This is a genomic window from Marinobacter sp. M3C (assembly GCF_023311895.1).
In the GTDB taxonomy this organism is placed as follows: domain Bacteria; phylum Pseudomonadota; class Gammaproteobacteria; order Pseudomonadales; family Oleiphilaceae; genus Marinobacter.
In genome coordinates, this window is the sequence record NZ_CP092284.1 from 3,408,414 (window position 1) to 3,434,411 (window position 25,998).

The following is a 25,998-nucleotide window of genomic DNA, read 5'->3' on the forward strand; positions in this document are numbered from 1 at the left end:
CTTACTCCGGCTTTTTGGCGACCAGAGTCAGAATATCGTAGCTGGCAACCAGCACGTTTTCCTGATTGGTGACCTGAACATCCCACACCACTACACCTTGCGGATGGCCATCGGGTGACATACGGCCCTGATCAATCTTGCGTTTGCAGGTCAGCCGGGCGCGAATGGTATCGCCCGGTGCGACCGGTTCGATAAAGCGCAACGTGTCCAGACCGTAGTTCGCCAATACCGGGCCTTCGCCCGGATACACGAACAAGCCTGCAGCAGCCGACAGCACAAAATAGCCGTGTGCAATGCGCTTGCCGAACTGGCTTTCGCGGGCGGCGATTTCATCAAAGTGCATGTAGAAGTGGTCGCCGGACAAACAGCCAAAGTTCACCAGATCTGCTTCGGTGACGGTACGGCGGTGTGTTAGCAGCGATTCACAAATCTGCAGGTCTTCGAAGTGACGGCGGAACGGGTGCACGTCGTTTTCAATCAGCTTGGCACCGCGAACGTATTCGCCAGTGACCGCCGCCAGCATGGTGGGCGAGCCCTGAATAGCCGAGCGCTGCAAGTAGTGATGCACCGCGCGAATACCACCGAGTTCTTCACCACCACCAGCGCGGCCTGGGCCGCCGTGTTTCAGCATGGGCAGGGGAGAGCCGTGACCGGTGGACTCTTTTGCCGCTTCCGCATCCAGTAGATGCAAGCGGCCGTGATAAGCGGCCAGTGCCGGTGCCAGCTTGGCAATGATCGCAGGATCACGGGTGGTGACTGTGGTCACCAGTGATCCGCGTCCTTTGGCGACCAATTCCACCATGTCGTCCAGGGTATCGTAGGGAATGATGGTGACAACTGGGCCAAAGGCCTCGATGTCGTGGGCACCACAACCGTTTTCCGGGTTACGGCACAGCAGCAGGTGCGGCTCGATGAACGCGCCTTTGTCGGTGCCTGGCCCGGTGGGCTTAAAGCTTCCGTCTCCGCCCATCACCAGTTCGCTGGTTTTTAACAGTTCCTGAATGTTGGCTTTCACGTCTTCAAGTTGATCGATAGACGCCAGAGCACCCATGCGCACGCCTTCAACGGAGGGATCGCCTACGGTAATCTTCGACAGCCGTTCTCTAAGCTTGTCGCATACGGCTTGTACTTGGTTTTGTGGCACCATAACCCGGCGGATCGCGGTGCATTTCTGGCCCGCTTTGGCGGTCATTTCGCGGCCGATTTCACGCACAAAAAGATCAAATTCTTCATGTTCCGGGGTAACATCCGGTGCCAGAACCGCGCTGTTTAGCGAGTCGGCTTCAGCGTTGAACGGAATCGAGCGCTGGACAATATTCGGGTGGTTACGCAGCATGCGCGCGGTTTTTGCCGAGCCGGTAAAAGTGACCACATCCTGCTCTTGCAGGTGCTCGAACAGGTCGCCTGTGCTGCCTATGATCAGCTGCAGGCTGCCCTCTGGCAAGGCGCCGGATGCGTGCATCAGGCGCACGGCCAGTTCGGTGACGTAGCAGGTGGAGGTGGCCGGTTTAACAATGGAGGGCATGCCCGCCAGAAAGGTTGGCGCAAACTTTTCCAGCATGCCCCACACCGGGAAGTTGTAAGCGTCGATGTGCAGCGCAACACCCCCACGTGGCACCAGAATATGGGTGCCGGCAAAGTGGTTGTTCTTGCCCAACTGCGTTACCGGGCCTTCGTGTACCACATTGCCAGACGGCAGTTCGCGGCGGCCCATACTGGCGTAGGAAAACATGGTGCCGAAGCCGCCGTCGATGTCGATGCCGTTATCCGCTTTGCTGGAACCGGTGTGCATAGACAGCGCGTACAGTTCTTTCTTGTGCTCCTGCAGATACATCGCCATGGTTTTAAGCGCCAGTGCGCGCTCTTGAAAATCCATGGCCAGCAAGTTTTTGCCACCGACTTTGCGGCCGTATTCGGCGGCTTTTTTGAAGTCTAGAGTGTCGCCATGCGTGTGCGCCACAATCTCGCCGTTGATGGCGCTGGGCAGGGCTTTGGCCCGCCGCTCGCCAATCCATTCACCGGCAATAAAGCTTTTAAGAGCTGACATTTAGTAAAACTCCAAAATCACATTTCGTCGTAGTCAAGAACGACCTTGTCGCTGATGGGGTAGCACTGGCAGGACAGCACATAGCCTGCGGCCACTTCGTAGTCTTCCAGAGCGAAGTTCTGATCCATCTCGACTTCGCCTTCGATGACCTTGGCTCGGCACGTGGAGCACACGCCCGCTTTGCAGGAGTAGGGCAAGTCGGCGCCTTCGGCGTTGCCTGCCTCCAGAATGCTCTTGGTGTCACGCACCAGATTAAAGGTCAGGGAACGACCGTCCGCTTTTACCGTAACCACGCTGACGGCTTGCAGGTCGACTTTGGTTTCCGCACGATCTTTGCGTGCCTTGGGCACGCCACCAACAGGCGTAAAGAGTTCAAAATGAACGTTCGATTTGTCCATGCCATGACGCGTCAGTGAATCGCGCACGGTTTCGGTCATCATCTGGGGGCCGCAGAGGAAAGCAGCGGTCAGGTTCTTGGCGTCAATCCAGTGGTCAAACAATCGGTCGCACTTGTCTGAGTCAATGCGACCGTTGTACAGGTCTATGTCCTGTTCTTCGCGGGTGAAAATGTACACCAGATTGAAGCGGGTCATGTATTCGTTTTTAAGATCTTGCAGCAGGTCGCGGAACATGGTGCTGCTGGTGCCCTTGTTACCGTAAAACAGAGTGAACTGACTCTTGGGCTCGGTTTCCAGGGTGGTCTTTATGATGGACAGGATAGGCGTAATGCCACTGCCGGCTGCAACCGCCAGGTAATTCCCGTCACGTTCCGGATCCAGCTCAACGGAGAAATGGCCCTGCGGCGGCATAACGTCCAGAACAGATCCGGGCTTTAGCAGGTCGTTAGCAAAACTGGAAAATACGCCACCGGGTACACGTTTGATGGCAATACGCAGTTCTTGATCATTCACACTGGAACAAATGGAGTAGGTGCGGCGCACTTCTTCGCCGTCAACTGTGGTACGCACCACCAGGTGCTGGCCCTGCTTGTACTTGAATTTTTCTGCCACGTCGGTGGGCAGATCAAAGCACAGGGATACGGCGTTTCTTGTTTCCGGCCTGACCTCTTTGAGGGCCAGTGAGTAGAATTTATTCATGGCGTATCGGCTCTATATGCATTTGAAATAGTCGAAGGGTTCAAGGCAGTCGCGGCAGCGGTAAAGTGCCTTGCAGGCAGTAGAACCGAATTCGCTGACTCGTTCGGTGTGCTTACTGTCACAAAACGGGCAGGTGATGATTTCATCGGCGCCCAGCAGGCTCATTTTGCTGGCACTGCCCTGGGGCGGTGTTATGCCATATACCCGGAGTTTTTCCCGGCCTACGTCGGTTATCCAGTCTGTGCTCCAGGCTGGGGTCAACACGCGATTAATGTGCGGGTCGCGGATGCCAACGGCGCGCAGGGCTTCGGCAATCAGTTCTTCGATCAGCTCGGTGGCGGGGCAACCTGAGTAGGTGGGCGTGACATCAATGCTCAGATGTTTGCCGTCCCAACTCAGCCTGCGCACGATACCCAGCTCTAACACGCTGACGGCAGGCACTTCCGGATCTTTGACGTTATCCAGCAGCGCCCAGATTGCGTCTTCCGTCAGCAGTTCGGGGTGGGCGTTGGCCGGCACCCGGTCGCTGGCAATCAGTAGGTCTACAGACGATGGTTCACGTTCATTCACCGGATGAGCTCCCTTTTATAAACAGACTTACCAGGTGGTCGCATCCGGGTAGGCGCGAGGCAAAAACTGCATCTCGGCCAGGATGATTCCGAGGTGTTCGGTGTGAACGCCGCTTTTACCGCCCATGTACATCCAGGCGTCTTCCGCACCGGTTTTCAGGGTGGCTTGGGCCGCCACCTCACGCACCATGCCGAACCAGTCTTGCTTCAGTTTCTCTGGATCCGGGCCAATGCCGGCCTTGAACATGGCGTGATCGGTATCGTCCGGCGTTACCAGTTCGCCGGTGAAGCGCCACAGCAGATCAAACGCTTCCTGAATGCGGCGGTGGCTTTCTTCGGTACCGTCGCCCATGCGTTTGACCCACTCTGACGAGCGGCGCAAGTGATAGGTGGCTTCTTTGACGGCCTTCGCGGCGATGTTGGCAATGCGCTCATCACTGGCATTTACCAGACTTTTCAGAGTGAAGTAGTGCCATACGTCGAAGAAAAACTGGCGCGCCATGGTGACTGCGTAGTCTTCATTCGGCTGCTCGACCAATAGCAGGTTGCGATAGTCGAGAGCGTCCCGCAGGAAGCACAACTTGTCTGCATCACGGCCGTCGTCAATCAGTTCGGCGGCGTATTCGTACCAGTTGCGCGCCTGGCCGACCAGGTCTAGCCCGACGTTCATTATGGCCATTTCTTCTTCTATGGCCGGCGCTTTGCCACACAGTTCGCAAAGGCGCTGGCTTAGAATCATGTCGGAATCCGCCAGGCGGAGCAGGTAATCCTGTAGAGCTTTTTGTTCAGTCATGGGTCGCTCCTCACATGTGCCCGACTTCGTCTGGCAGTTTGTAGAAAGACGCGTGCCGATACACTTTGTCTTCTGCCGGATCGAACAAGACTTCTTTCTCGTCAGAAGCGGAGGCTGTGATGGTGTCAGAAGGAACCACCCAGATACTCACGCCTTCGCTGCGACGGGTGTACAGATCACGGGCGTTTTCCATGGCCATTTCATTGTCAGCAGCGTGCACGCTGCCTACGTGCTTGTGGTTAAGGCCATGCTTGCTGCGCACGAATACTTCGTAAAGGCGCCATTCAGACATAAGTGCTCTCCTATTCGCGCGCCTACTTAAGCGGCTGCGCGTTGTTTTTGTTTTGCGGCGTAGGCAACGGCGGATTCGCGTACCCAAGCGCCTTCGTCTATCGCTTTGCGGCGAGTAGAAATGCGTTCACGGTTACACGGGCCATCGCCTTTGAGCACGTCGTAGAACTCTTTCCAGTCAATGGTGCCGAAGTCGTAGTGACCGGTTTCTTCGTTCCACTTAAGGTCTGGATCAGGTGCGGTGCAGCCGAGGAATTCCAGCTGTGGAATGGTTTGGTCAATGAACATCTGGCGCAGTTCGTCGTTACTCTTGCGCTTGATTTTCCAAACCATGGACTGCTGCGAGTTGGGGGATTCGTCGTCGTGCGGGCCAAACATCATCAGCGCTGGCCACCATAGGCGATTGATGGAATCCTGCACCATGTCTTTCTGGGCCGGAGTGCCTTCACGCATCATGTCCAGCAGAATCTGGAAGCCCTGACGCTGGTGGAAGCTCTCTTCTTTACAGACTCGCACCATCGCACGGGAATAGGGGCCGTAGGATGTGCGCTGCAGAACCACCTGGTTCACGATAGCTGCGCCATCTACAAGCCAACCCACGGCGCCCATATCAGCCCAGTTCAGGGTTGGGTAGTTGAAGATGCTCGAGTACTTGGCTTTGCCATCGTGCAGCTTCTGAATTTCTTCATCGCGATCAGCACCCAGGGTTTCCATGGCGCTGTACAGGTACAGGCCGTGGCCTGCTTCGTCCTGAATTTTGGCCATCAGCTGAAGCTTGCGCTTCAACGTAGGCGCGCGGGTAACCCAGTTGCCTTCCGGTAGCATGCCGACAATTTCTGAGTGGGCGTGCTGGGAAATCTGGCGAATCAGGGTTTTCCGGTAGCCGTCTGGCATCCAGTTTTTAGCTTCGATTTTGGTTTCGGCGTCTATTTTGTCCTGAAAGTCCTGCTCTTCGAGGGACATTTCTTCACGGGTCTTGAGGCGCTTGGTACCGGTGTCAACGAGCTGTGCGTACATAACTCTCTCCGAATCTGTCTTGTTGGTCTGTTTTAGTTGGACAGCAATGCTCCGCGACGAATCACGGGCTATGCATTTATACTATATGATACTGGATAAATTTCAAGCTAGATTATTCTGTATCATGTTAGGGCGTTAAGGTTCTAAGTAACTGAATCTGTTAGCTAAAGTGTCAGACGATACGTTGTGACTTTTAGATCATTATTTAAACAACAAAATTTAAATGACGAGTGCGATGCATCGCTGAAACGTCCGTGTCAGTCTTTGCGCCGGTCGAATACGCGTTTTGCCTTGCCTTCCGAGCGGTTGATGCTTCCTGCATCCTGCACGTCTATCTTGGTGCTGATACCAATATACGATTTGATGTGATGCGCCAGTTCTTTGGCTGTGTGTTCTTTGACGTTCTCGCCTTCTGCGCCAACTTTCAGTTCTACCCGAACATCCACGCAGTCCAGGTTGCCTTTTTTGTACACCTCGATTTCGTAATGAGGCGACAGAGCGCGGCATTTCAATACCTGCTCTTCAATCTGGCTGGGGAATACGTTAACCCCGCGAATAATCAGCATGTCGTCGCTGCGGCCGGTGATTTTATCGATGCGGCGCATGGGGCGCGCGGTGCCAGGTAACAAGCGGGTAAGATCGCGGGTGCGGTAGCGCAGTACCGGCATGGCCACTTTGGTGAGCGAGGTGAATACCAGTTCGCCGTATTCGCCGTCTGGCAACACGTCGCCGGTTTCCGGGTTAACAATTTCCGGGTAGAAGTGGTCTTCCCAAATGGTGGGGCCGTCTTTGGTTTCCAGGCATTCCATACCCACGCCTGGCCCCATCACTTCAGACAGGCCGTAGATATCCAACGCTTGAATGCCCAGGCGGCCTTCCAGCTCTGTGCGCATTTCGTTGGTCCAGGGTTCGGCACCGAAAATGCCCAATCGCAATGGCAGCTTTTTGGGGTCAATGCCCTGGCGGTCAATTTCGTCGGCAATGTTCAGCATATAAGAAGGCGTGACCATGATGATGTCAGGTTCAAAGTCTTTGATCAGCTGAACTTGTTTCTCGGTTTGCCCGCCCGACATGGGAATAACCGTGCAGCCCAGGCGCTCGGCGCCGTAGTGGGCGCCAAGGCCGCCTGTGAACAGGCCGTAGCCGTAGGCAATATGGATTTTGTCGCCGGCGTGGCCGCCACCGGCGCGAATGGAGCGTGCCACTATGTCGGCCCAGGTTTCAATGTCGCTTTGGGTGTAGCCCACAACGGTCGGTTTGCCGGTGGTGCCGCTGGAGGCGTGTACCCGGACGACTTTTTTCATGGGCACAGCAAACATCTTGAACGGATAGTTATTCCGCAGGTCTTCTTTTCCGGTGAACGGAATCCTGACGATGTCTTCCAAACGGTTGATATCCATCGGCTTCAGGCCAATGGCGTCAAACGCATTACGGTAATGAGGCACGTTAGTGTAAGCGTGCCAGACGCTCCATCGCAGACGCTGCAGCTGTTCGTGGCGAAGTTCGTCCACGCTGGCGGTTTCCATCCGGTCCAGTTTTCCGACTTTTTGCATGGGTAGGTCCATCATCTTTTCCTGCGTTGTTCTTGTTGCCCCGGTTTGCTACCGGATTAGCTTCAGTTTTTATGCCCGGCGCGCGCGTTTACGCGTCGAATACATCAGTCGGCGTGGTCTACGCGTTCAATAATGATGGCAATGCCCTGGCCCACACCGATGCACATAGTGCACAGAGCGTAGCGGGCTTTCTGGCCCTGCCGGTGGCGGAGTTCCAGCTCATTCATCGCGGTGGTGACAAGGCGTGCGCCGCTCATACCCAGCGGGTGGCCCAGGGCAATGGCGCCGCCGTTAGGGTTAACGTGTTCGGCGTCGTCTGGCAGTCCCAAATCGCGCAGTACTGCGAGAGCCTGGGCGGCAAAGGCTTCGTTCAGCTCAATCACGTCTATATCGGCCAATTCCAGGCCTGCGATTTTCAGCACCTTGCGGGTGGCGGGCGCCGGTCCCATGCCCATAATGCGCGGCTCAACGCCGGCGGTGGCCATAGCTATAACGCGGGCGCGGGGTTTCAGATTGTATTTCTTCAGGGCATTGCCGCTGGCGAGCAGCAAGGCGCAGGCGCCATCGTTTACGCCAGAGGCGTTACCGGCCGTCACGCTGCCGCCTTCGCGGAACGGCGTGGCCAGGCTGGCGAGTTTTTCCAACGTGGTAGCGCGCGGGTGTTCATCGGTATCCACCACCAGTGGGTCTTGCTTGCGGCGGGGAATGCTGACCGGCACGATTTCACAACCAAAACGCCCTGCCTTTTGAGCCGCAGCGGTGCGCTGCTGGCTGCGTAGGGCAAAAGCATCCTGGTCTGTTCTTGAAATGTTGAAGTCGGCGGCAACGTTCTCGGCGGTTTCTGGCATTGAGTCAACGCCGTACTGTTTCTTCAACAGAGGATTCACAAAGCGCCAGCCGATGGTGGTATCGAATATTTCGGCTGCACGGCTGAACGCGGAGTCGGCTTTGCCCATCACAAACGGTGCGCGTGACATGGATTCCACCCCGCCAGCTAGCATCAGCTCGGCTTCGCCGGTGCGCAGGGCGCGGGCGGCACTGCCGATAGCATCCATGCCTGATCCGCACAGGCGGTTAATGGTGGTGCCCGGTACGTCTACCGGCAAACCTGCCAGCAGCAGTGCCATGCGCGCCACATCGCGGTTGTCTTCACCGGCCTGGTTGGCGCAGCCATAAAGCACGTCGTCTATGGCGGCCCAGTCCAGGTCTGGATAGCGGTCTTTCAGAGCTTTGATGGGTATGGCGCCCAGGTCGTCGGCGCGCACGGCAGACAGAGCACCACCGTAGCGGCCCACCGGTGTGCGAACAGCGTCAACAATGTAGGCGTCTTGCAGTGTTTTGTTATAGCTCATTGATTATTCTCCGACTGGATGACTTCGCCGCGCACCTGGTAGGACTTGCCGCGAAACAGGGCCACCACATGGCCGTCCTGATTGGTGATGGTTATGTCGTACACGCCGGTACGATTGCCGCGGGACTGCTCAACCGCGCTGGCGGTCAGCAAGTCGCCTTCACGGGCGCCGAGCATGTAATCGATAGAGCAGCCAGACGCCACGGTCGCTTTATTGTAGCTGTTGCAGGCAAACGCAAAGGCCGAGTCCGCCAGAGTGAACAGGTAGCCGCCATGGCAGGAGCCGTGGCCCTGAATCATGATGCTGCTCACGGGCATTGTAACGGTGGCTTTGCCGGGGGAAACCTGGGTGATTTCCATACCCAGATTGCGACTGGCTTCGTCCCGCTGGTACATGGCGTCAGCACAGTTTTGTGCCAGCTGCTGCGGGGTTTGTGTGTTCGGTTGGTTGCTCATGCATAGAACCCCTTTTCGGCGAAACGATTTTGCCGCAGCAGCAAGGCAGGCCGGTAGCGCTCTTCGCCGTAGCTCTGCTGGATGTGTGTCAGTACGGTATGCACCAGGCTGAACCCAAGGTTGTCACTCCAGCGCAAAGGACCTTCCGGGTAGTTCAGGCCGGCTTTCATGGCAAGGTCTATATCGCCAATAGACGCCACTCCGTGCAGAGCCGCATCTGCGGCCTCATTTGTCAGGGTGGCAACGGTGCGCATAACAACCAGGCCTGGCCGGTCGGCAATCTGGCTGACTGCCAGGCCGGCCTTTTGCAACAGGGCGCAGGCATCGGTTCTGGCTTGCTCAGACGCCTGCGCAGCAACCGCGATGGCAAGGCGAGTGGTGTTGGCGTAATCAAACGCCAGGTCGAGCAGCACCAGATTATTGCAGGCTTCGTTCGCCGCTCGTTCGGTGGCCATACGGCCATCGGTCAATGCCAGCACGGCATCGCCATATCGCAGGCGGCCGGGACCATCGCGTTCGATGATGTTCAAGCCGCTGGCAGCCAGCCGTTTTACCAACGGTGCCAGCGGGCCGGGGTCGCCTTCGACAATCAAGGTATCGGCAGCGGAGTTGGCTTTTTCGGCGGTGGCGGGCAGGGGTTTTTGCGCGCTCTCGGCGTAGTTGTAAAAGCCCTGGCCGGTCTTGCGGCCTAAACGGCCGGCGTCAACCAGATCTTTCTGCACCAGCGAAGGCAAAAAGCGGGTGTCCTGATAATAGGAGTTGAACACCGAGGAGGTCACTGCGTAATTTACGTCGTGCCCGATCAGGTCTGTCAGCTCGAACGCGCCCATTCGAAAACCGCCGGCCTCGCGCATGATGGCGTCCAGGGTGGCGCTGTCTGTGGTCTGTTCTTGCAGCAGTCGCAGGCTTTCTGCGTAAAACGGCCGTGCGACTCTATTCACAATAAAGCCGGGGGTAGAGGTTGCGGTTACGGGTTTCTTGCCCCATTGGGCCGCTGTAGCGTAAACGCATTGGGCAACGTCATCGCTGGTGGCCAGGCCTTTGACCACTTCCACCAGTGCCATCAAAGGCGCTGGATTAAAAAAGTGCATGCCCACCAGGCGCGAGGGGTGCTTCATTTTTGCGCCCAGTGCCGTTACCGAGATGGACGACGTATTGGTGGCCAGAATGGTGTCGTCGCCGCAGACTTGCTCAAGGCTGGTCAGTAAGCTGCGCTTGATATCCAGGTCTTCAATGATGGCTTCGATGACGAGGCCGGCGCTGGCAAGATCGTCGAGCTCGTTAACCGGCGTAATGCGGTTGATGAGGGCGTCCAGCGCAGACTGCTCCATCTTCCCTTTATCGACCCGGCGCTGCAGTTGTTTAACGATGCTCTGACGGCCTGCTTCGGCGGCCCCTTCGCGCTGGTCAAGTAAAAACACCTGATGACCCGCTTGCGCGGCGACCTGAGCAATACCGGAGCCCATGGCGCCGGCGCCGATAACGGCAACAGGGATGTCTATGGCGAGTGGCTGCATGGTTTATTTACCTGTGAATTTGGGTGTGCGTTTTTCCATGAAGGCTGAAACACCTTCACGGTAGTCATCGCTGCGGCCAGCCAGGCGCTGCAGATCACGCTCGACCAGTGCCTGTTCTTCAAACGTATTATTGGCGCTTGCGTGCAGGGCGCGCTTGATCATTGCCAGGCCTTTGGTGGGCTGAGTGGCGAAATGACGGGCCAGTTTCATGGCTTCATCCTGCAGGGCGTCGTCTTCTACGCACTGCCAGATCATGCCCCACTGTTCCGCCTTTTCGGCACTCAATTTGTCGCCCAGTAAGGCCAGGCCTTTTGCCCGAGCCATTCCGACCGCGCGCGGCAGGGTCCAGGTACCGCCGCAGTCGGGAATAAGTCCTATTTTGCAAAAGGCCTGAACAAAGTTGGCGGAACGAGCCGCAAGTGTGATGTCGCAGGCCAGCGCGATATTTGCGCCTGCGCCCGCCGCTACGCCATTAACGGCACAGATGACCGGCATCGGCAGGTCCCGCAGGGCTTGCAGTAACGGGTTGTAGTACTGTTCGATGGAGATACCCAAGTCCGGCGTCTGCGCGCCTGGCTTGACGGCGCGGTCAGACAGGTCTTGGCCGGCGCAGAAACCCCGGCCGTTACCGGTCAACAGCATTACCCGCACAGAGGCATCGTTGCGAATACTCTTGAGCGCGGCGCGCATCTGTTTGTGCATTTCAACGTTGAAGCTATTAAGGCTGTCTGGGCGGTTCAGGGTAACTTTGGCAATCCCCTGGTCAATATCGAGAAGCACGCTCTGCTCGGTCATGAAATAGTCCTTTTTTCAGTTTTGGTACCCGTCTGTCATCGGGCAGTTGGTCGTTGTCTAGGAGGGATCAGCGTCCGTGGAATTCGGGTTTTCGCTTGTTGCGGAACGCATCCAAACCTTCTCGGCGGTCGTCCGTGGCAGCCAGAATGGTAAACGCGTGACGCTCGAATCGCAGGCCGTCAGCAAGGTTCATGTCCCCAGCGCGGCGCACTGACTCGCGAGCCAGCTGCACCGCAATAGGGCCTTTGGATGCAATAGTGATGGCGATCGCCATGGCGCGCTCCACGGTAAGCTCTGGTTGGCAGATTTCGGTGATCAAACCGGCTGCGAGGGCTCTTTGAGCGCCGATAGCTTCACCGGTGAGAACCATCTGCATCGCCAATGATTGCCCCACCGCTCGCACCAGCCGCTGGGTGCCGCCGGCACCGGGCATAATGCCGAGGTTGATTTCAGGTTGACCAAACTGGGCATTGGTGCCGGCAATAAGAATGTCGCCCCGCATGGCGAGCTCACAGCCGCCGCCCAGGCAAAAACCGTTCACGGCGATAATCAGCGGTTTAACAAAGCGGTCGATGCGCGCCCAGTGCTGGACACGGGGGTCTTCCAGCATTCCAACAACATCGCGGGAGGCCATCTCGTTGATATCGGCACCGGCGGCAAACGCGCGCTCGCTCCCGGTAATAACGACGGCTTTGGTTTCAGGGTCGGTTTCTGCAATATCGAGTTGTTCGCTCAGCGCCTCGAGCAGTGCGGTATTGAGTGCATTGAGAGCTTCGGGACGATTAAGCGTTAGAAGGCGAACGCCGTTAGTTGGCCCTTCTGATAGCAGTATCTGCGGCATCATTATAGTCTCGGTATTTCATTATTTTTAATTTTCCAGAACCTGAGCCCGCAGCTGTCGGGCGGTTCTTTACAGCGGTGTTTTGCCTTGTTTGTTTTAACGAAAGAGTATAGGTTTTAATTGATACCGGTCAAGGGTCAAAATAATGAATTTTTGTATCACGTTCGGTTTTTCGGTGTCGTAGTGTCCGCAGATTTCTGATTTTTATGTGTATCTTGTGTTTAACCTTGAGCGCCTAGAACTCGTGAAATAAACGTTAGTGTCCAGTTAGGGGGATCTTATGCCGTGTTACCAAATTGACGGGGTTACGCCAGTAGTGCATCCATCCGCATACGTTCATCCAACAGCGGTGCTGATAGGCGACGTGCATGTGGGTGCCAATTGTTACGTTGGCCCCGGTGCATCTTTACGTGGCGACTTCGGTCGTATTGTTATGGAGGCAGGCTCGAACCTGCAGGACAGCTGCGTTGTTCACGCGTTTCCGGGCCGGGACGCGATCGTTCGTCGTAATGGTCACGTGGGACACGGCGCAATATTGCACGGCTGCACCATTGAAGAAGACGCAATGGTGGGTATGAACAGCGTTATAATGGACGAGGCCGTTATTGCAGCGCGCTCGATTGTAGGTGCCTGCGCTTTTGTAAAAGCCGGTTTCGAGTGTGAGCCAGCCTCATTGATTGTAGGGTCGCCGGCCAAAGTGCTGCGACAGTTGAGTGATAAAGAAGTGGGCTGGAAGCAAAGCGGCACCCGCGAGTATCAGGCGTTAACTGAGCGCTGTCTTGAAACCATCAAAGAATGCGCACCGCTGACTGAAATTGATGAAAACCGGCCTCAGCTGAGAGTGGGTGCGCACAACTTGAAAGATCGGTGAGAAAGAGTTCGAGCTTTAAAAGACCGTCTCAAGTCCCAGGTACCAGACACGCCCTGCGGCGGGCTCAAAATAACGACCATTGCTGGCATTAATGCGCACGTTTGCGAAGTAATCCTTGCCACCCAGATTGCGAACGCCGGCGAAGCCTTTCAAAAGAAGGTTTCTGTCGGCGTACAAGGTGTTTCCGCCACGCAGATTAGCCAGCCAGTAGTCATCAATTTTTACCTCATTGGCGCTGTCAGCGACCATATCGCCGATATAACGAGCTTCCAATGTGACAAAAGTGCCGCCCAACCCTTCCCATTTTAACCGGTTAGACCAGACTTTTTCGGGCAGGCCCGGTAATCGATTGTCGTCGTAATTATTGCCCTCTGAACGGTAGTTCTCAAACGTGTAGCTGGCCAAAGTGAGTGCGGTTTCTGCACGCCAGCTCGGTGAGAAAAGCCAACCTGCGGCAGCCTCGAAACCTTTTCGGGTTGTATCTCCGGCGTTGCGGTAGAAGGTTCGATCATCAGGACCGGTTAATTCATAGGGAATCAATTCATCCCGAACATCAACCCAAAACAGGGTGAGGTCATAATCGATGCCGTTACTCAGGTCACCGCGCAAACCAAGCTCATGATTAAGAGATTTTTGAGGATCGGTTTCCGAATTGAGCCCGCCTACTCCAGATGGGTTCGCAAACTCCGAGAAGGTTGGCGTTTCGAAGGCGGTACTGATGTTAGCGTATGCCTGATGTGAGGGCAGATATCGATAGCTTAAGCCTGTAGAACCGCTCCATTCACGGAAGGTACGATTCCCGCTCTGGTTTCCATCTGCGGCAAAATCGTCATCAACCTTGAGGCGAATCCGGTCGAAACGACCACCAATGGATAAGGTCAGTTGGTCTGTAAGGTCCAGATCGCTTTGAACAAAGACACCAAGGGTGGTTGCCGTTTGCAGCTCGTCGGCGGTTAACCCTAGTAAATTACCGTTAAAACTCATTTCCCGACGGATGCGCTCATCCTTTTGCCTACGAGCTTCCAGCCCAGCCACATAACGAAATGGTAGCCCCGCAAGCTGAAGCGACTGGCGATAATCGGCACTGGCCCCGAAATAGTCACGGTTATAGTCGATACGGCTATCGCCAGGGTAGGGGAGTTGTTGCTCGAAGTTTCTGCGCATGTAAAAGGTTTTGGCGCGTAATTCACCGGGCCCGGCGGACAGGTCCTGATACTGCAAACCAAGTACTTGCTGATCAACGGTTTGCCCGGTGTTGTATTGCTCGGTAAAGCGTCCGGCCTGAGACCGGTCCGCCTCAACCTGATCAGCGGTTAGGGCGCCCGGGTCCTCGGAACGGGGGTTCTCCAACAGATTTATGATGGCCGTTAGTGAGCGGTCTTTATCGAGCTCCCGGCGTAATTTGGTGTTAAGAAGGTACTTCTCTACCCTGGCGTGGTCGCGGTAGCCTTCATAGTTAAGCGCCGACGCGCTTACGCTGTGCGACCAGGGCCCGCTGTTCTGGTTGTTGTTTATGACCACCTTGCCAAAGTTATCGCTTCCGCCAGTGGTGCGAACGGATGTTTTATCGGGCTTACGATGCCCATCTGACGTGGTTACGCTGATGACCCCGCCCGCCGCGTTACCGTAAAGAACCGAGGCGGAGCCCCGAATGACTTCTATGCGTTCGGCGCTGTCCAGGTCAATCGCGTCCAGTTGCGCCTGACCATCCGGTAGCGTGTAAGGAATGCCATCAACCATGATTGTAACGCCGCGCACTCCGAACGGTGCTCGCGCTCCAAAGCCGCGTATGGCGATGCGCTCGCCCTGGGCAAAGTTTTCCTGATTCTGCAGAAAAACGCCCGGAACCTGGCTCAGAGTTTCATTCAACTTCGATCTGGGCTGACCTTGCTGAATGGACTCTCGCCTGACGACCGATATGGCGGCCGGGGTTTTGTAGAGTTCACGCTCCATAACCGGTGCCGTGACGACAATGTCGGCTGAGGATTGGCCATGGGCCGTCATTGTGAACGGTAACGTCAATAGACCGCTTAAAAAGAGACGTTGAGATTTAGAGTTTTTCATCGCTCTTATCTTTGTTAGGTGCCATTCGATACTGAGCCCTCAGCCTCGCAGTCAAGGGCTCGCCTCTTACTTAGTTAAAGCGCCATAAAGACTGATTTGGTCTCGAGGTACGAGTCTAGAGACTGTTTACCCATATCGCGACCAACGCCAGAGAGTTTGTAGCCTCCGAAAGGCACGCCCGCATCCAGCATGTTGTGTCCGTTTACCCATACGGTACCGGCTTTTAATTTAGGAATTAAACGCTGCACCAGGGAAAGGTCATTAGACCAGATGCTGGCCGCTAACCCATAGGGGCTATCATTGGCTCGGCGTACAGCCTCGTCAACATCATCAAAGGGGATAACCACTAACACGGGGCCAAATATCTCCTCACGAGCAATAACCAGACTGTCGTCTTCACTGGTAAAAATTGTGGGTTTGACGTAATACCCTTTACGGTCAACCCGTTCACCTCCGGTTACCAGGCGAGCACCCTCTTTGCGGCCCGACTCGATGTACTGACAGACGCGGTCCAGTTGTACTTGAGAGACAAGCGGCCCCATTTGGGCTGAAGAATCAAGGCCCGGCCCCATAGGAATGGCCTCCGCCAATTCCACCAGGCGGCTAACAACCGTGTCAAATATGCTTCTGTGAACATAGAGGCGAGAGCCTGCACTGCAGACCTGCCCGTGGTTGAAAAAAATCGCCTGGGCTGCGCCTTGGGCGGCTTTTTCCGGGTCACAGTCTTTAAGGACAATCATGGGTGACTTGCCACCTAGCTCCAGGGTAACCCGCGCCATGTTGTCCATTGCTGCACGGCCAATCATCTGGCCCACTTGTGTCGACCCTGTAAAGCTGATTTTGTTGATGCCTGGGTGTTTTGTCAGAGCCGAACCGGTGGTTTGCCCATCACCTGTGATGATGTTCACCACACCGGCAGGAAAGCCGACCTCTTCGATTAGCTGGCCCAGATAGAGTGCCGATAGAGACGTTTGTTCAGCGGGTTTTAGAATCACTGTACAGCCCGCTGCCAAAGCCGGTGCTATTTTCCAGCACGCCATAAGGAACGGAAAGTTCCACGGTATAATCGCCGCTACAACGCCAACGGGCTCCCGCCGGGTATAGGCAAAGAAATCAGCCTCTGGCGGAGCCATAGGCACAGATACATCAAGGGTTGAACCCTCAATCTTGGTTGCCCAGCCTGCCATGTAACGGAAAAACTCCAGCCCCAGCCCAACATCCACCGCCAGAGCGATATCGGCCGACTTGCCGTTATCGACTGCCTCTAGCTCAGCGATTATCCGGGCGTCCCGCTCAATCAGGTCTGCAAGCTTTAACAGCAGATTTTGGCGAGCGGAGGGCCTCATTCGGCCCCAGGCATCCTGTTCCAGTGCATCCTTTGCAAAACTCACAGCCTTGTTAACGTCTTCTGGCTGAGCGCAGGGTATGTTGCCAATGACGGTTTCGTTGGCCGGGTTGATCACCTCTATACGCTTATTGTTTAGTGCATCAACCCACTGCCCGCCAATCAACATGCGGTGGTTCTGGCAATCAACAAATGCCTGGGTTTTCTGCTCCGTGATACCTGTTTTATTGGCCATCATGTTCATTGTTGTTTCCTTGAATCACTGGTTTTTAGGACGAATTGCGTCAGCGGTGCCCTGAATGAAGGCTTTTAATTTCTCGGCATCGGTTTCGCTCAGCTTGCCAGTAAAATCGGGCATGCCTTTGGAGACAAATGGGCCGTTGAATAAAAAGGTGTCCAGGTTTTCAATAACCGCGGTCTTGGAGTAGCCCAGGTTCGGAATATTTCCGCCTTTATCAACTCCGGGTACGCCGTGGCAGAACACACAGTTACTGACATAAAGTCCCGTGCCTTCCTCAACGAATTCCGGGTTGTATTTGACGCCGGATAGCAATGAACCCAGCTGGTATTTTATAAATTCAGGCATTTCGGCGTTGCCGTTCAGCGCAAAGGTATAAACGGTACCAGGTGTTTTCAGGTCGGACCCTCTTTGAGCTTGCCCGTATATCCCGCCCCAACCAGCGGCAATTGTGACGTACTGAACACCGTCAACTTCATAAGTCATCGGTGCCGCAATAACACCGGTCCCCATGGGCGATTCCCAAAGTGGTTTACCGGTTTCTGCATTGAATGCCATCAGCCTGGCATCTGCGGTTCCCTGAAAAACCAGGTTGCCCGCAGTGGCAAGTGTGCCGCCGTTCCAGGGGGATGCGTGCTCATAACGCCAGGCTTCCTGCTGTTTTATCGGGTCCCATGCTGTAAGGCGTCCGAAGGGTTTGCTGGATGGCGCAACTTCGTTGATGCGCATTGCGGTATTCCATCCAATACCACTCATTGGCTGTCCGGGCTCATTGCTCCCCTGTTCGACCCAGGTCGGATCCTCAGTGAGATTTATTGGAATATTCTGGGACGGAAAGTAAGCAAGCCCGGTTTGCGAGCTGTAAGACATCGAGTGCCAGTTGTGGCCACCGAACGGGCCGGGGATTGCATCAAAAGGTTTGTCCTGGGCGCGAGCTGCTGCTATCTCAATAGGGCGTCCGTTATCGTCGTATCCTTCAGCCCAGTTCACGTCAACAAAGTTTTCTGCGGAAATGAATTCTCCATTTGTGCGGTCAACAACGAAAAAGAAGCCGTTTTTCGGTGCATGCATGATTATCTTGCGCATCTTACCGTCGATTTCCAGGTCTGTGAGAATCATGTCCTGAGTCGACGTGTAGTCCCAGTTGTCTCCGGGCGTTTGCTGATAGTGCCAAACGTATTCACCGGTGTCCGGATTAAGGGCAACAATAGACGCCAGGTAAAGGTTGTCGCCGCCTTTGGGGCTGCGCTTCAGGTGAGACCAGGGAGCACCGTTTCCCGTGCCGATGTACATGAGGTTCAGCTCAGGGTCAAAAACCATGGAGTTCCAAACGGTGCCGCCGCCACCGGCTTCCCAGTATTTGCCACTGGGATCCCATGTCTCCGCTGCTTTGGCCATGGCTTCGTTTTCAAAGGGTTTGCCCGGGTCGCCCGGTACGGTAAACCAGCGCCATTTTTGGGCACCGGTTTTCGCGTCGTATGCGGTGATATAGCCTCGTACTCCGCGTTCCGCACCGCCGTTCCCGATGATCACATTACCTTTGAACACGCGTGGCGCGCCGGTAAGTGTGTAACCGATGTCATTGTCGATCAGCGTGTTTTTTTCCCAGACTTTTTTCCCGGTCTTAGCATCAATAGCGACCAGGCGGCCATCAAGCGCTGCGACATAAACGTTGCCTTCGTGCAGTGCAACCCCGCGGTTAACAACATCACAGCAAGCTTCATAGCCTTTTTCACGGGGTACGCCCGGATCGTAAGTCCATAGGTTTTTGCCGGTTTTAGCATCAAGCGCATGCACCACACTCCAAGACGCAGTGACGAACATCACCCCGTCTACAACTAGAGGTGTGGTTTCAATACCGCGGCTTGACTTTAGATCGTAGGACCAAGCCAGCCCGAGCTTATTAACGTTGCTGTCTGAAACCTGTGTAAGGGGGCTAAACCGTGTTTCTGCGTAATCAAAACCGTGGGCGGGCCAGTCTTTGCCCGTTTTAGCATTTTCAGTGATGTAGTCTTGATTCACCTGGCCGGCGGCAATAACGTTACCGGCTGCCAGCCCCAGGCACGAAATCAATGCGACGGGCAGTGCCTGCTGTTTGAACCAATTTCCGGGCTGATTGCTTTTCAAATTCATTTTAATGTCCCTTTCATTGTTATTACTTTTTTAGACAATTTTAAAACGCTTTGAGAACACGAAGGTTGAGACGATTCTGTTCTTTAAACCCATTTTCTACCGAGAGATCTCGCCCGTAATTCGCCAGAAGCTGCAGCGCTGGAGTGATGAACCACGCCGTTCCTATGGTCATTTTTGTGGTTGCCAGTTTGTCGTCCTGATTAACGCCGTTTAGCTCTGTTTCACCGCCGAACGTATGCGAGATACCTGTGCGAAGATCCCATTGTGGGCTCATGTGGTAGCGCAGAAATCCTTGCAACTGATAGGACGGATCTTGTTTCAGAGTAGCCTTGGCCGCGCCAAGTTCATCGTTTTCTCCATAAAAGGTGACATCACCCACCAGGTCCAGCGAGATATTGGGCGTAAGCCCGGTGATATAACCTGCTTGCAGCGCATATCGCCAGCGGTTCTCTCCCAGATTCAGTGAATCCTTTCGGTCATAGCTCCCCACCGGAACATAGACGAAAGGAGTAATACCAAAATAGGTATTACTTTCCGGTTTGTTCACAAGCCACACTGTGGCTGCAAGTGTCAGGTCGCCAATACCGCTGGCATCGCCGAGTGTTGACGTATCGTCTTTGCCTTCGAGCTTGCCGATTGGAAGAAGGAATTGAGGATCGACGGTGTACCCGCCAATGTCAGTGAAGTGGACTCCGCGCAGAATTCCGATCTGCGAGTCTAGCCCGGCATCAATTTGTTGTTTGTCACCGTTGGAGTACAGAGCGTCTCGCGTGGCGAACTGGTAGTAGCCCATCGCCAGATTAGTGCCCGGGGGCAGAGCGGTGTAATCTCCGGCATCGACGTCAATCGCCAGTGCTGAGCCCGAGGACAGTAGAAGGGTAGCAAGCACAGCTGAAGCAACGCTGGTGCTCCGCTGCTTAAAGGGAAATGACATTTTTCTTTCGTAGGTCGATAAAAGCGACATAGTGCAGATTCCTTGTTAGTTTTGTTGGCACCGCGCATAAGAATCTGCAGGGCGCGTGCCAAGTTGCTAATTTTTTAAATATTGTTTAAAAACATATTGTTAAAAATTTTTATAAAGATAAATTCCTGCATCTGGAAAGAAATGGATCGTTTCAATACACTCCGTTCAGCCAGATGAATAATAACAATACAGTTTGATGGAGGCGGCTATGCAGGCACATCGTTTCAATCCAGACATTCGGGTTCAGCAGGCGCGTGAGTTGTTTGATGAAGGCCGTGACGTGCCGCCGCAATGGGTACGGGATGAAGTCTTGCGCTCTTGGTTGCGCTCCAGAGAGCACGGCCTGTCGCCTGTCGATCAGGTTCTTTTGAACGCCATGCCTTGTCGTGAGATACAGCACATCCGCGATCGACATCAGCGGCTTTTGAGTTACGCCGAGCCGGAAATGCAACGATTGTTCCGTGCTTTGGGTTCGGCGGGCTGGGTGTTGGCGTGCCTGGAAGGGGAGGGGCGCAGCATCAAATATTTCGGCAGTGACAGCCCTCACTACAAAGTTCTGAGCTCCGCTTTAAATGCCGGCGTGGACCTTTCCGAATGCGTGGCGGGCACCAATGGCCCTGGGTGCGCATTGATAGAGCACCGGCCGTCTGTTGTCTGTGGCAACGAACATTTCTTGCATGAATTACGGGGCCTTTCGTGCGTTGCCGTACCCATTTTTGATCCGACAGGGAAGCTGATCGGTGCTCTGAATGCGTCCAAACCCTTTGATGGTCGACCGGTTGGGGTTCTTGAGTCGGTTGCACTGACAACCAGGGCTGTCGAAAATCGCATGGTTGACGATCTAGCGGGCGCGTTGGTTTTGGCGATTCACTATCGTCCCGAGTTAACCGACTCGGCAATGCGCGGCTTGATACATTTCTGCGAAGATGGCGAAATGCTGGGTGCAAACCCCTCAGCCCGGCAAATACTTGATCTCGACTTTTTGGAGCAGGGCCAGAAGCGCGTGTCTTTTAGCGATTTATTTTCCTGCCATCCCGACGAAATGCGCCGGTCTAAGAACAGGCCCACGGAGGTGGAGTGCCACAATGGCTCGAAGCTGTATGTGCGAACTGAAAGCTGTCAACCGGCGCCTGTTTTTGTAAGCGTTGTAGCCAAAACCGATTGCCCGTCAGCGCCGCCTCCATTTTTTGCAGATTCATCAATGAAGCCTCTTTTTGAGAGAGCCTGCCGCGCTTTTCAGCATGGTGTTCCTATTGTTATAAACGGTGAAACCGGAACAGGTAAGGAGGTTCTTGCGCGCTGGTTACACGCAACTGGGCCCGCTTCAGTCGGCCCATTTGTTGCGGTCAATTGTTCAGCTATACCAGCGGGTTTGATCGAGTCGGAGTTGTTTGGTTACGTTGATGGTGCTTTCACCGGAGCGCGCCGCGGAGGTGCTAAAGGAAAGTTTGAAGAGGCTAATGGCGGCACGCTGTTTCTTGATGAAATTGGCGACATGCCTCTTGAGTTTCAGGCCCGCTTGTTGCGAGTGTTGCAGGAACGAACAGTAACTCGGCTCGGAGAAGAAAGGCCTCGTTCTGTTGCCTTTTCTTTAGTGAGTGCTACGCACCGGAATCTCGATAAATTGATGGAGAAAGAGGAGTTTCGTGATGACCTTTATTACAGGCTTACTGGTCTGAGGGTAACGTTGCCAGCTCTGAGGGAACGTAAAGATCTAGATGCCATGACGGATCATTTGCTGGCTTTGGCTGCCTTTCCGGATGCTCCTTCAATATTGACGCCGGAAGCGCGGGACCTGCTGAGGAATCATGTCTGGAAAGGTAATGTCAGAGAATTACAGCAGGCTTTAAGCTTGGGCCAGGCGCTTTCAAGTAAGGGTGTTATTGATGTTGATCATTTGCCCGACGATATCAAAGTCGGTCAGCCGTCTGTACAAAGGACCGCTACAAAAATGGGTGTGTTAGCGGATGCAGAACGCGAGGCTGTGATTGAGGCTCTGAAAAAGTACGGAGGCAATGTTAGTACTGCTGCCCGCGAGTTAGGCATAACGCGAGCGACGCTATACCGTAAAATAAAGAAATTTAACCTTTGATCGGGGAGTGTTTTTTGTATTGGATACGGGCGTCCGAACTCTGATTAGCACGCTGCGGCGTTAGGGATTAAAGTTGTAAAATGTCTCAAACTATTCAACACCTGAAAACCACCACCTTCGCCTTCCTGGATCTTGAAACCACCGGCGGCAGTGCGGCAACTGATCGCATCACCGAAATCGGCATCCAGTTCTGGCGAGCGGGTGAATGTGTGGACCAGTGGCAAACCCTGGTGAATCCGCAAACCCGCATCTCACCGTTCATTGAACAGTTGACCGGCATTTCCAATGCTATGGTGGCGAATGCCCCTCTGTTTGCGGATATTGCGGACGAGCTGGAACAATGTCTGGACGGCGTAGTGTTTGTGGCCCACAACGCGCGCTTCGATTACGGTTTTGTGAAAGGCGAATTTCGCCGGCTGGGGCGAATGTTTTTGGCTAAAGTACTGTGTACGGTGAAACTTTCACGCCGGCTATACCCGGAGTTTCGGCGCCATAATATGGACGCGCTGATTGAACGCCATGGTTTACAACAGGTGCAGCGCCATCGGGCTATGGGAGACGTTGCCGCCATGCTCGGGTTTTTTGAGCATGCTTTGGCGCAGCAGGGCGAAGACACGCTGGAAACGGCCATAGTCGAGCTGTTGCAGCGGCCGAGCATTCCCTCCCATCTGCCATTAGATACCTTGCAGGACTTGCCTCGTGGGCCCGGTGTTTATCGGTTTTACGGCGAGAACGATGCGCTGCTGTACGTGGGTAAAAGCACGAACATCGCGCAGCGAGTGGCCTCGCACTTTTCCGGCGACCACAATTCCACCCGTGGCGTGCGAATTTCCGAAAGCCTGCGCCGCGTCGACTGGACCGAAACCGCTGGCGAGTTGGGAGCGTTGTTGCTGGAGCTAAAACAGATCAAAGGTCTGAAGCCGCTGTTCAACCGTCGCTCGCGGGCGGCCAAGAATCTGGTGAGCATAGAGCTGACCACAAACGCCCAAGGCTATCTGCAGGCGCGGCTGATACGGGAAATAGACCCTGGCCGGTTAGGTAACTATTACGGCTTGTTTCGCAGCAAGCGTGACGCCGAACGGACGTTGGCAGGCATTGCGGCGAAAAACGAACTGTGCAATCGCCTGTTAGGCCTGGAACCCGAGCACAGTGGCCCTTGTTTCCAGCGTGCACTTGGCCGCTGCCAGGGTGCTTGCGAAGGCTTTGAGGACCCTATGCGTTATAATTTGCGCATGCAAATTGCGTTTCACAGCCTGCGCCTGCAAACCTGGCCCTGGAAAGGGCCGGTGGCGATTATCGAGCGTAACGAAACCAGCCATAAAACCGACGTGCTGGTGGTGTACAACTGGGTGCATGTTGCTACGGTTCACGATGACCAGGAACTGGGCTCGCTGTCGCTGGGCGGCCAGACGGTCAATTTTGACTTGGATTCCTACAAACTTTTGGCTAAGGCCTTGCTGGGTAAAGACAGCGGGCAATTCCGTATACAACCGCTGCCGGCTTTAGTGCAGCCTGATGTGCTGATGCCGTAACCGGCGTAGTATTATTTCAATCGTATATTCGTGCTAACTTATGTGTTGATTAATTGCGAAATTTATTCCGAACACAGTCGAAAGCGCAATCGAGAACATAATCGAGAGAACCCATGAACAAAGATCCTGTATCCCGCGAGTTGTTTGACGACGTTATGGTGCCTAATTACGCCCCCGGAACGATTGTGCCGGTGCGCGGAAAAGGGTCGCGAATATGGGATCAGGAAGGTCGCGAATTCATCGACCTGCAAGGCGGTATTGCGGTTAACTGCCTGGGCCATTCGCACCCTGGCCTGCTGAGCGCGCTGCAAGAGCAGAGCCAGAAAATCTGGCATCTGTCTAATGTGATGACCAACGAGCCCGCGTTGCGGCTGGCAAAAACCTTGTGCGACCACACCTTCGCCGAACGTGTGTTTTTTGCCAACTCCGGCGCCGAAGCCAACGAAGCCGCCTTCAAGCTGGTGCGGCGTTACGCTTGGGAGCATTCGGGTGCTGAAAAACATGAAATCATTGCGTTCAAAAATGCGTTTCATGGCCGCACCCTGTTTACCGTTAGCGTAGGTGGCCAGCCCAAGTATTTGGAAGGGTTCGAACCCGCGCCTGGCGGGATTCACCACGCCGAATTTAACGATCTGGAATCGGTAAAAAAACTGATATCCAAAGAAAAAACCTGCGCGATTGTGGTTGAGCCTATTCAGGGTGAGGGCGGCGTAATGCCGGCCACAAAAGAGTTTTTGCAAGGCCTGCGGCAATTGTGTGACGAGAACGACGCGCTGCTGGTGTTTGACGAAGTGCAAAGCGGAGTAGGGCGCACCGGTTACGTCTTCGCTTACCAAATGTACGATGTGGTGCCAGACATTCTGACCAGCGCCAAAGGTTTGGGTGGCGGCTTCCCGGTCGCTGCCATGCTGACCACCGCAAAGGTGGCGGCCAGCTTGTCAGTTGGTACACACGGCAGCACCTATGGTGGTAACGCGCTGGCCTGTGCCGTAGCGCAAAAAGTCATGGACACCATTACCCAGCCGGAAATTCTGAAAGGCGTGAAATTACGATCTGATCATCTGCGCAAAGGCATGATGGACATTGGCGAGCGTTATGGTGTGTTCAGTGAAGTGCGCGGCGCCGGCCTGTTGCTGGGGTGCGTGTTAACCGAAAAATGGCAGGGCAGGGCGAAAGACTTTCTTAATGCCGGTCTGGATGAAGGTGTAATGGTATTAATAGCGGGCGCCAACGTGGTGCGCCTGGCGCCGTCTCTGATTATTCCGGAAGCCGATATAGACGAAGCTTTGAAGCGCTTTGAAGCTGCGGTACAGAAACTCACCGCCTAATCAAACAATGCGGAGATCCTATGTGGTTGGTGCGCCCGGTAATAGCGGAAGATATCGAGCCCATACTGATTTTCGCCGAGACGCATACGCGGGCGCTGCCCTCTACGCTGCCCCATGAGCGCGAGGCGTTGGCGGGCCGGATAAAGGAATCTTGCGCAGCGTTTGCGGGTGAACACGGTGGAAAGCATCTGGCGCGTTTTCTGTTTGTGTTGGAACACGTCGACAGTCATGAAATAAAAGGCATTGCCGGCATTGCCGGCATTGATGCCCGTGCCGGCAATGGCCAGCCTTTCTACAATTACCGCCGCGACGAGCTGATTCACGCCTCCCACGAACTGGGTATATCCCGGCGGGTGGAAGCGCTCTACCCATCCCATTCCCTGACCGACTGCACCCTGCTGTGTTCTCTGGTGATCGCCGAGGAACTTCGCGCCACCCAGGCATTCGAACTGCTTTCCCGCGCGCGTTTGCTGTTTATAGCGGGCCATAGAGAGTGGTTTGCGGCGCGCACCGTGGTAGAGCTGCAAGGCATACAACACAGTGACGGCAGTGTGCCATTCTGGGACAGCCTGGGCCGGCACTTTTTTAATATGGATTTTGCCACCGCCGATCGGCACTCCGCACAGCTGAGCAAAACGTTTATTGCCGAGCTGATGCCGCCCAACCCTATCTATGTAACTCTGCTCAGCGAAGCCGCGCAGCAGGCTCTGGGCGAAGCCCATCCGGCAACGGTCGGCAATCTGGAGCTGTTACAAAGAGAAGGCTTTGGTGCCGGCCACTACGTGGACATTTTTGACGGTGGCCCGGTGCTGGAAGCGCGCACCGACAGCCTGCACAGTATTGCGGCAAGCCGCCGCAAAATCCTTCGCGGCAGCGCCGATGCCGACGGCCCGTTATGGTTATTGGCTGCGGGCGAAGGCTCGGGCTTTCGTTGCACGTTGACCCCGGTTGGGGAAACGCTGGACGCCGCCTTGAAAGTTCCGGTAAACACCTGGCACCGCTTGGGTAGCGACACCGGTGACAGCGTGCGCGGAGTGCCATTATGAGCATCTTTATGAACGCCATTATGAGTACCGTCATGAGTGCCCTTGGTAATGGAGAGCT

General features: G+C 55.0%; 21 protein-coding genes. 5 read left to right on the forward strand and 16 right to left on the reverse strand.

Features of this window, described 5'->3' with window-relative positions:
• Window position 1: 1 nt before the first annotated feature.
• From paaZ to paaF, 12 genes are all read right to left on the reverse strand, one after another.
• Entirely contained in the window at window positions 2-2,047 is a 2,046-nt protein-coding gene (paaZ, locus tag MIH18_RS15945) for a phenylacetic acid degradation bifunctional protein PaaZ (RefSeq protein ID WP_249012856.1), read from the reverse strand.
• 17 nt (window positions 2,048-2,064) lie between these two features.
• Window positions 2,065-3,144, reverse strand: coding sequence for a 1,2-phenylacetyl-CoA epoxidase subunit PaaE (gene paaE / locus MIH18_RS15950; protein WP_249012857.1), 1,080 nt, complete (start codon window positions 3,142-3,144; stop codon window positions 2,065-2,067).
• Between the two features lie 12 nt (window positions 3,145-3,156).
• On the reverse strand, window positions 3,157-3,678 hold the full coding sequence (gene paaD / locus MIH18_RS15955) for a 1,2-phenylacetyl-CoA epoxidase subunit PaaD (protein ID WP_283164894.1): 522 nt from the start codon (window positions 3,676-3,678) through the stop codon (window positions 3,157-3,159).
• Window positions 3,679-3,741: 63 nt separating this feature from the next.
• The gene (gene paaC, locus MIH18_RS15960; protein WP_249006304.1) at window positions 3,742-4,506 is read right to left on the reverse strand and encodes a 1,2-phenylacetyl-CoA epoxidase subunit PaaC; all 765 of its coding nucleotides are present in this window, start codon (window positions 4,504-4,506) and stop codon (window positions 3,742-3,744) included.
• Window positions 4,507-4,516: 10 nt separating this feature from the next.
• A complete protein-coding gene (gene paaB / locus MIH18_RS15965; RefSeq protein WP_014872580.1) occupies window positions 4,517-4,798 on the reverse strand; it encodes a 1,2-phenylacetyl-CoA epoxidase subunit PaaB in 282 nt (93 codons plus the stop codon).
• Window positions 4,799-4,824: 26 nt separating this feature from the next.
• Window positions 4,825-5,814, reverse strand: coding sequence for a 1,2-phenylacetyl-CoA epoxidase subunit PaaA (gene paaA / locus MIH18_RS15970; RefSeq protein WP_249012858.1), 990 nt, complete (start codon window positions 5,812-5,814; stop codon window positions 4,825-4,827).
• A gap of 257 nt (window positions 5,815-6,071) precedes the next feature.
• Entirely contained in the window at window positions 6,072-7,379 is a 1,308-nt protein-coding gene (gene paaK, locus MIH18_RS15975; RefSeq protein WP_249014633.1) for a phenylacetate--CoA ligase PaaK, read from the reverse strand.
• Window positions 7,380-7,471: 92 nt separating this feature from the next.
• Window positions 7,472-8,719 (reverse strand): 3-oxoadipyl-CoA thiolase, encoded by a 1,248-nt coding sequence (gene pcaF, locus MIH18_RS15980; protein WP_283164736.1) that lies wholly within the window; start codon window positions 8,717-8,719, stop codon window positions 7,472-7,474.
• A complete protein-coding gene (paaI, locus tag MIH18_RS15985) occupies window positions 8,716-9,174 on the reverse strand; it encodes a hydroxyphenylacetyl-CoA thioesterase PaaI (RefSeq protein ID WP_249006302.1) in 459 nt (152 codons plus the stop codon). Before paaI ends, pcaF begins: the two co-directional genes overlap by 4 nt.
• Window positions 9,171-10,691 (reverse strand): 3-hydroxyacyl-CoA dehydrogenase PaaH, encoded by a 1,521-nt coding sequence (gene paaH, locus MIH18_RS15990; protein ID WP_249012859.1) that lies wholly within the window; start codon window positions 10,689-10,691, stop codon window positions 9,171-9,173. The genes paaI and paaH overlap by 4 nt, the downstream gene beginning before the upstream one ends.
• A gap of 3 nt (window positions 10,692-10,694) precedes the next feature.
• Complete coding sequence (gene paaG, locus MIH18_RS15995) at window positions 10,695-11,486, reverse strand: 2-(1,2-epoxy-1,2-dihydrophenyl)acetyl-CoA isomerase PaaG (RefSeq protein WP_249012860.1); 792 nt, start codon at window positions 11,484-11,486, stop codon at window positions 10,695-10,697.
• 67 nt (window positions 11,487-11,553) lie between these two features.
• Window positions 11,554-12,327: a 2,3-dehydroadipyl-CoA hydratase PaaF gene (gene paaF, locus MIH18_RS16000; RefSeq protein WP_249014635.1), complete on the reverse strand. Its 774-nt coding sequence runs from the start codon at window positions 12,325-12,327 to the stop codon at window positions 11,554-11,556.
• A 280-nt stretch (window positions 12,328-12,607) separates the two neighbouring features.
• Between paaF and MIH18_RS16005 the strand changes: the two genes are divergently transcribed.
• Window positions 12,608-13,198: a phenylacetic acid degradation protein PaaY gene (locus MIH18_RS16005; protein WP_249012861.1), complete on the forward strand. Its 591-nt coding sequence runs from the start codon at window positions 12,608-12,610 to the stop codon at window positions 13,196-13,198.
• Between the two features lie 15 nt (window positions 13,199-13,213).
• Here the strand turns inward: MIH18_RS16005 and MIH18_RS16010 are convergent, their stop codons facing one another.
• The 4 genes from MIH18_RS16010 to MIH18_RS16025 all read right to left on the reverse strand — a co-directional run bounded on the left by MIH18_RS16010 (window position 13,214) and on the right by MIH18_RS16025 (window position 19,942).
• On the reverse strand, window positions 13,214-15,262 hold the full coding sequence (locus MIH18_RS16010; RefSeq protein ID WP_249012862.1) for a TonB-dependent receptor: 2,049 nt from the start codon (window positions 15,260-15,262) through the stop codon (window positions 13,214-13,216).
• Window positions 15,263-15,336: 74 nt separating this feature from the next.
• A complete protein-coding gene (locus tag MIH18_RS16015) occupies window positions 15,337-16,842 on the reverse strand; it encodes an aldehyde dehydrogenase family protein (protein WP_249014636.1) in 1,506 nt (501 codons plus the stop codon).
• A gap of 24 nt (window positions 16,843-16,866) precedes the next feature.
• The gene (locus MIH18_RS16020; RefSeq protein WP_249012863.1) at window positions 16,867-18,978 is read right to left on the reverse strand and encodes a PQQ-dependent dehydrogenase, methanol/ethanol family; all 2,112 of its coding nucleotides are present in this window, start codon (window positions 18,976-18,978) and stop codon (window positions 16,867-16,869) included.
• A gap of 40 nt (window positions 18,979-19,018) precedes the next feature.
• The gene (locus MIH18_RS16025; RefSeq protein ID WP_249012864.1) at window positions 19,019-19,942 is read right to left on the reverse strand and encodes a transporter; all 924 of its coding nucleotides are present in this window, start codon (window positions 19,940-19,942) and stop codon (window positions 19,019-19,021) included.
• 259 nt (window positions 19,943-20,201) lie between these two features.
• On the opposite strand from MIH18_RS16025, the gene MIH18_RS16030 reads away from it, so the two are divergent.
• The 4 genes from MIH18_RS16030 (at window position 20,202) to MIH18_RS16045 (ending at window position 25,940) form a co-directional block, all read left to right on the forward strand.
• Window positions 20,202-22,034, forward strand: coding sequence for a sigma-54-dependent Fis family transcriptional regulator (locus MIH18_RS16030; protein ID WP_249012865.1), 1,833 nt, complete (start codon window positions 20,202-20,204; stop codon window positions 22,032-22,034).
• Window positions 22,035-22,114: 80 nt separating this feature from the next.
• Complete coding sequence (locus MIH18_RS16035; RefSeq protein WP_249012866.1) at window positions 22,115-23,566, forward strand: exonuclease domain-containing protein; 1,452 nt, start codon at window positions 22,115-22,117, stop codon at window positions 23,564-23,566.
• A 113-nt stretch (window positions 23,567-23,679) separates the two neighbouring features.
• Window positions 23,680-24,894: an aspartate aminotransferase family protein gene (locus tag MIH18_RS16040; RefSeq protein WP_249012867.1), complete on the forward strand. Its 1,215-nt coding sequence runs from the start codon at window positions 23,680-23,682 to the stop codon at window positions 24,892-24,894.
• A gap of 20 nt (window positions 24,895-24,914) precedes the next feature.
• On the forward strand, window positions 24,915-25,940 hold the full coding sequence (locus MIH18_RS16045) for an arginine N-succinyltransferase (RefSeq protein WP_249012868.1): 1,026 nt from the start codon (window positions 24,915-24,917) through the stop codon (window positions 25,938-25,940).
• The last annotated feature ends 58 nt before the right edge of the window (window positions 25,941-25,998 follow it).